General features: G+C 38.7%; 7 protein-coding genes. 2 read left to right on the forward strand and 5 right to left on the reverse strand.

Features of this window, described 5'->3' with window-relative positions; genetic code table 11:
* The 3 genes from P8M52_RS04020 to lptG all read right to left on the reverse strand — a co-directional run.
* Positions 1-1,061: AAA family ATPase (locus P8M52_RS04020; protein WP_300307669.1), on the reverse strand; the 1,061-nt coding region annotated here is incomplete at its 3' end.
* Positions 1,062-1,076: 15 nt separating this feature from the next.
* Entirely contained in the window at positions 1,077-1,376 is a 300-nt protein-coding gene (gene clpS / locus P8M52_RS04025) for an ATP-dependent Clp protease adapter ClpS (RefSeq protein ID WP_300307671.1), read from the reverse strand.
* A 1-nt stretch (position 1,377) separates the two neighbouring features.
* Positions 1,378-2,463: an LPS export ABC transporter permease LptG gene (lptG, locus tag P8M52_RS04030; RefSeq protein WP_300307673.1), complete on the reverse strand. Its 1,086-nt coding sequence runs from the start codon at positions 2,461-2,463 to the stop codon at positions 1,378-1,380.
* 44 nt (positions 2,464-2,507) lie between these two features.
* On the opposite strand from lptG, the gene guaA reads away from it, so the two are divergent.
* Positions 2,508-4,082: a glutamine-hydrolyzing GMP synthase gene (guaA, locus tag P8M52_RS04035; protein WP_300307675.1), complete on the forward strand. Its 1,575-nt coding sequence runs from the start codon at positions 2,508-2,510 to the stop codon at positions 4,080-4,082.
* A 67-nt stretch (positions 4,083-4,149) separates the two neighbouring features.
* On the forward strand, positions 4,150-4,617 hold the full coding sequence (tadA, locus tag P8M52_RS04040) for a tRNA adenosine(34) deaminase TadA (RefSeq protein WP_300307677.1): 468 nt from the start codon (positions 4,150-4,152) through the stop codon (positions 4,615-4,617).
* Here tadA and P8M52_RS04045 read toward each other — a convergent pair.
* Positions 4,605-4,874, reverse strand: a complete 270-nt coding sequence (locus tag P8M52_RS04045) for a Txe/YoeB family addiction module toxin (protein ID WP_300307679.1) — start codon at positions 4,872-4,874, stop codon at positions 4,605-4,607. The two genes, tadA and P8M52_RS04045, sit on opposite strands and share 13 nt — an antisense overlap.
* A partial coding sequence (locus tag P8M52_RS04050) for a type II toxin-antitoxin system Phd/YefM family antitoxin (protein WP_363320148.1) occupies positions 4,868-5,122 on the reverse strand: 255 nt, incomplete at its 5' end. The genes P8M52_RS04045 and P8M52_RS04050, both read right to left, overlap by 7 nt.

Consider the following 5,122-nt stretch of genomic DNA (forward strand, 5'->3'; position numbering starts at 1 on the left):
CCGTGCAAAATCTTAACCGTATCCGTGACTGATGGCTCTTCAATATCAATTTTTTGAAAACGACGCGTTAACGCATGATCTTTTTCAAAAACTTTACGGAACTCTTCAATCGTTGTAGAGCCCATGCATCTTAAAGAGCCGTCAGCTAGGGCTGGTTTGAGTAGATTAGAAGCGTCAAGCGATCCACCCGAAACACTGCCAGCACCAATCATGGTGTGAATTTCATCAACAAATAAGATTGCATGTGGGATTTTTTTAAGATCAGTTAATACGGCTTTTAAGCGCTTTTCAAAATCACCTCGATATTTAGTACCAGCAATCAACATGCCGATATCTAGTGAATAAATGCTAGCCTCTTTTAAAACCTCTGGCACTTTGCCGTCAACAATTTTTTTAGCAATACCTTCAGCAATGGCTGTTTTACCCACGCCCGCTTGGCCAACAAACAATGGGTTATTCTTACGACGACGTGACAAAACTTGAACCGTACGTAGCACTTCTTCTTCTCTACCTAGTAATGGATCAATCTTGCCAGATTTAGCTTTTTCACATAAATTAACCGTGTAGGTTTCAAGAGAGGTTTGCTTAGGCTTTTTAGTATCAGTCTCAAGCGTATCAGTTTCTTCGATCTCTTCAGGTTCACGGTTGGCAATTCCTTCCATGACTTCCAAACGAGAAATATTGTTAAGCTTAAGCAAATAAACAGCGTGCGATTCTTTTTCAGATAAGATGCTAACCAATACATTCATTGCATAGACAGTATTCTTTTGTGCTGACTGTGCCTGATAAACACTACGCTGCAGAACTCGCTGGAATCCCACTGTTGGCACAATATCAAGCTCAGAATCTTGGGCAATAAGCGGTGTGTGCGAGTTAATATACTCTTCTAATTCTTCGCGAATTTCATCGATATTAACGCGTTTATTGCGTAAAAAAGTGACCACTTCTTCAATATTAAGTAGTGCTAGTAGTAGATGCTCAACCGTCACAAATTCTAAGCGATTATTGCGCGCCTGAGTCATGATAAAGTTAATTTCTTGTTGTAGTCCTGATTCAATCATAATTTCTATTATAGGTTAGTCGCTTAATTCACGCAAAACACACATCAGTGGTTGCTCGTTATTTCTGGAAAAGTCAGTTACTTGAGTGACTTTAGTTTGTGCAATATCATGTGAATAAGTGCCACAAACCCCTTCTCCATCCACATGAATCTTAATCATAATAGCGTTAGCGGCTTCTTCATCTTTAGAGAAAAAGCGCATTAGCACTGCCACCACAAACTCCATGGTTGTATAGTCATCATTCAGTAGCAAGACCTGGAATCTTTTAGGTTTTTCAAGTTTCGGCTTGGCAGTTTGGGTTTTTAATTCTTCCATGTTATTGAACTGATTTTCTTTTGAGTAATATTAAAGCAAAGATTAAAAAAACTAAAGTCGGAATCGATGCAACAAGAAAATGATTGTAATCAAATCGAAGAGATAATACTGCACTCATTCTTGAAAACAATTCAAAAAACAAACTTAACATTACGCCTAAGAAAATCTTTTGGCCCAATGAGGCATCTCTAAGAGATCCGAAAATGAACGACATAGAAAACAAAACCATTGCTACCAACGTAAACGGCTTAACAAGCCGCTTGTAAAATTCTACCTCATAATTGTCAGCAGCAAGATTATTATCTGATAAAAAAATAATTTGTTTTGCCAGATTCCAAGTTGATAATTCACTAGGCTCCTTGCGCAAACTATCGATAAATTCCTGATCAAACGAAACTGCAGTTTGATATTGATTAAAGCGATCAAGACTAAAACTATAAAAGCTTTCTGGGTTTTTTTGGATTTGATATTCTTCTGTTTGTTCTAGCTTGAGGTTTTTACCATCAAATACTGCATTATCTGCACGAGTGATCGACTTTAGCGTATTAGAATTTTTAAGCTTAACAAGTGTCACGTCACCAAATAACCGACCATCAAAGTTTTTATTAACATGAATGATGTCTGCACCGTCCTTTACCCAAAATCCTTGTTGGCTTTTGGCCTGGATATTGTGTCCTAATGCTTTAGCGCGAGATTTTTCTGCATATTCGGTTGTATTGGGTGCAAGCAACTCTCCTATCAGTATTGCTAGCATAATAAAAGCTAACGTCGTCTTAATGACAATTTTAGCAATACTCATAATAGAAACGCCAGACCCTCTAATAATAATTAATTGCGAAGTTGTAGCCAAGTGCCCTAACGCCAAAAGAGCACCTAAAAGAATAACTACAGACGAATGTTCGGAAATTATATTTGGCAATTTTAACGAGATATAGGTAATTGCCTCAATAATCGTATAGTCCGCTCGGCCAATATCATTCACCTCATCAAGAAATCTGAAAAATGAATATATACCCACCCAAATCAACATAACACCTAAAGTGTAAGAAGTCATAGTTTTAACAATGTAGCGGTCTAAAATTTTCATTAAAATACAGTCTATAAACTCAATTTATTTAATACAGCACTATTATGACAAATATTCACAGCGATAGAATCCTTATTCTTGATTTTGGCTCTCAATATACTCAACTGATTGCACGTCGCGTACGTGAAATTGGCGTGTACTGTGAATTGTTCCCTTATGATGTAGATGTGGCCTTTATTAAGAATTTCAATCCCAAGGGGATTATTCTATCGGGCGGTCCAGATACGGTTACCACCGATGACTCTGCTAGAGCGCCACAAATTGTATTTGATTTAGACGTTCCAGTACTGGGTATTTGCTACGGTATGCAAACCATGGCCATGCAACTTGGTGGCAAGGCAACGTCTGCAGAAAAACACGAATATGGTTTTGCACAAATCCGCGCTCGCAACCATTCGCCACTACTTAACGATATTACCGATGAGGTTAATGACGAGGGACATGGCTTGCTTGATGTATGGATGAGTCACGGTATTGAGGTAACAGAATTACCTGAAGGGTTTGATAGAATCGCCAATACTGATAATTGCGCCATTGCTGGCTTTGCCAATACAGAAAAAAATTATTATGGCCTTCAGTTTCACCCAGAGGTGACACACACTAAACAAGGCAAGCGTATCCTTGAACGCTTTGTTAGTGGCATTTGCAATTGCGAGAAGAACTGGACAACAGACAATATCATCACTGACCTAGTACAAAGCTTAAAAGATCAAATTGGTGATGGTAATGTTTTATTAGGTTTATCAGGTGGTGTTGACTCTTCGGTAGTAGCCGCTTTGCTACATCGAGCTATTGGCGATCAGCTGACTTGTGTCTTTGTAGATAATGGCTTGTTACGTCTTAATGAAGGCGATGAAGTAATGCAAACCTTTGCTGACAACATGGGTGTTAAAGTTATTCGTGCCAATGCGCAGAAAAAATTCTATGACGGCCTTGCTAACGAAGATGATCCTGAAAAGAAACGCAAGATTATTGGTGGCGCTTTTATCGAAGTATTTGAAGAAGAGGCAAGACATCTGGATGATATTAAATTCCTGGCTCAGGGTACAATTTACCCAGACGTGATTGAATCGGCAGGTGCCGCATCTGGAAAGGCAAAAGTAATTAAATCACACCATAATGTTGGCGGCCTACCTGAAGACCTTAAGTTTGAATTGGTAGAACCACTTAGAGAACTCTTTAAAGATGAAGTGCGTACCATCGGTGTAAAACTCGGCATTCCATCACACATGCTTTATCGTCATCCATTCCCAGGTCCTGGTCTTGGTGTGCGTATTCTTGGCCAGGTTAAAGAAGAATATGCCAATATTCTACGTGAAGCCGACGCCATTTTTATGGAAGAACTTTACAACCACGATTTGTATGACAAAGTTAATCAAGCCTTTGCGGTATTCTTGCCGGTTAAATCAGTGGGTGTTACGGGTGATGAGCGTCGTTATGATTACGTTGTGGCGTTGAGAGCTGTTGAAACCATTGACTTTATGACAGCACGCTGGGCGCGCCTACCGTATGATTTCTTAGATGTTGTCTCTAATCGAATTATGAATGAAATCACGCGTGTATCGCGCGTGGTCTATGATATATCTGGAAAACCGCCAGCGACCATTGAATGGGAATAACACTTCGTATTTTTGTCATATTTGCCTAACAAAACTTCAAAGATACTGGTGCTATAAGTTTTGATATATGGATAAAACTGATGAATACTATATGGCGCTTGCCATCAAACAAGCCAAGCTTGCAGAAGCAATAGACGAAGTTCCTGTCGGTGCAGTATTAGTACAAGACAATCAACTCATTGCTAGTGCACACAATCAACCCATCTTAACCAATGACCCGACTGCGCATGCAGAGATCCAATTATTACGTCGCGCTGGAGAAACCTTAAACAACTACCGATTTCCCGATACAACTTTGTATGTAACATTAGAGCCCTGCACAATGTGTTTAGGAGCGATGATTCATGCGCGTATATCGCGCGTGGTGTTTGGTGCTTTTGATGAAAAAACAGGCGTATGTGGCTCATGCCAGGATCTAAGTACAAGCGAATGCTTTAACCATGAAATTGAACTTCAAGGTGGCATTCTTGAACAAGAATGCAAGGAATTACTTCAAAAATTTTTTAAGATCCGTCGCAAGAATTATTCACCGTAATGACTCCACATTCTTAAAACTCTTATTGTTTGGTCGCTTTCTCGTACTTGATAAACCAACCTATGCTGAACATTTATCCTTCTAGAAAATGCACCATCCAAATTTCCAATTAACTTTTCATAAGGTGGAGGACTTTGAAACGGATTAATTTCAATTATTTTAATAAGATCCTGCGCCTTTAATTGTAGATTTGATTTTGATAATTTTTTAGCGTCTTTTAATGCTATTTTTGAAAAAAGTACTTTATACACTACCAGTCTACAGTCTCTGAAAATTCAGAATCATCGGCTTCCATTGCTTGCTTAATGGAATTAGTCATTTCTGGAATGGAGTCCAAATGAAGTGTTTCCTTAATTGCTCGCCAATCATCTTCAGACAATATAACAGCATTATTTCTTTTTCCAGTAATGGTAACCGGACTATGAGACATAGCAACATGATCAACTAATTGATATAGATTGCTACGCGCCTCAGAGGTTGTTATTATTTCTTTCATAACTTTATT

This window comes from Candidatus Thioglobus sp. (assembly GCF_029243085.1).
In the GTDB taxonomy this organism is placed as follows: domain Bacteria; phylum Pseudomonadota; class Gammaproteobacteria; order PS1; family Pseudothioglobaceae; genus Thioglobus_A.

Bases quoted from the DNA above. Each gene is read 5' to 3' on its own strand.
- guaA (WP_300307675.1), top strand. From the start codon at position 2,508: ATGACAAATATTCACAGCGATAGAATCCTTATTCTTGATTTTGGCTCT.
- tadA (WP_300307677.1), top strand. From the start codon at position 4,150: ATGGATAAAACTGATGAATACTATATGGCGCTTGCCATCAAACAAGCC.
- clpS (WP_300307671.1), bottom strand. From the start codon at position 1,376: ATGGAAGAATTAAAAACCCAAACTGCCAAGCCGAAACTTGAAAAACCT.
- lptG (WP_300307673.1), bottom strand. From the start codon at position 2,463: ATGAAAATTTTAGACCGCTACATTGTTAAAACTATGACTTCTTACACT.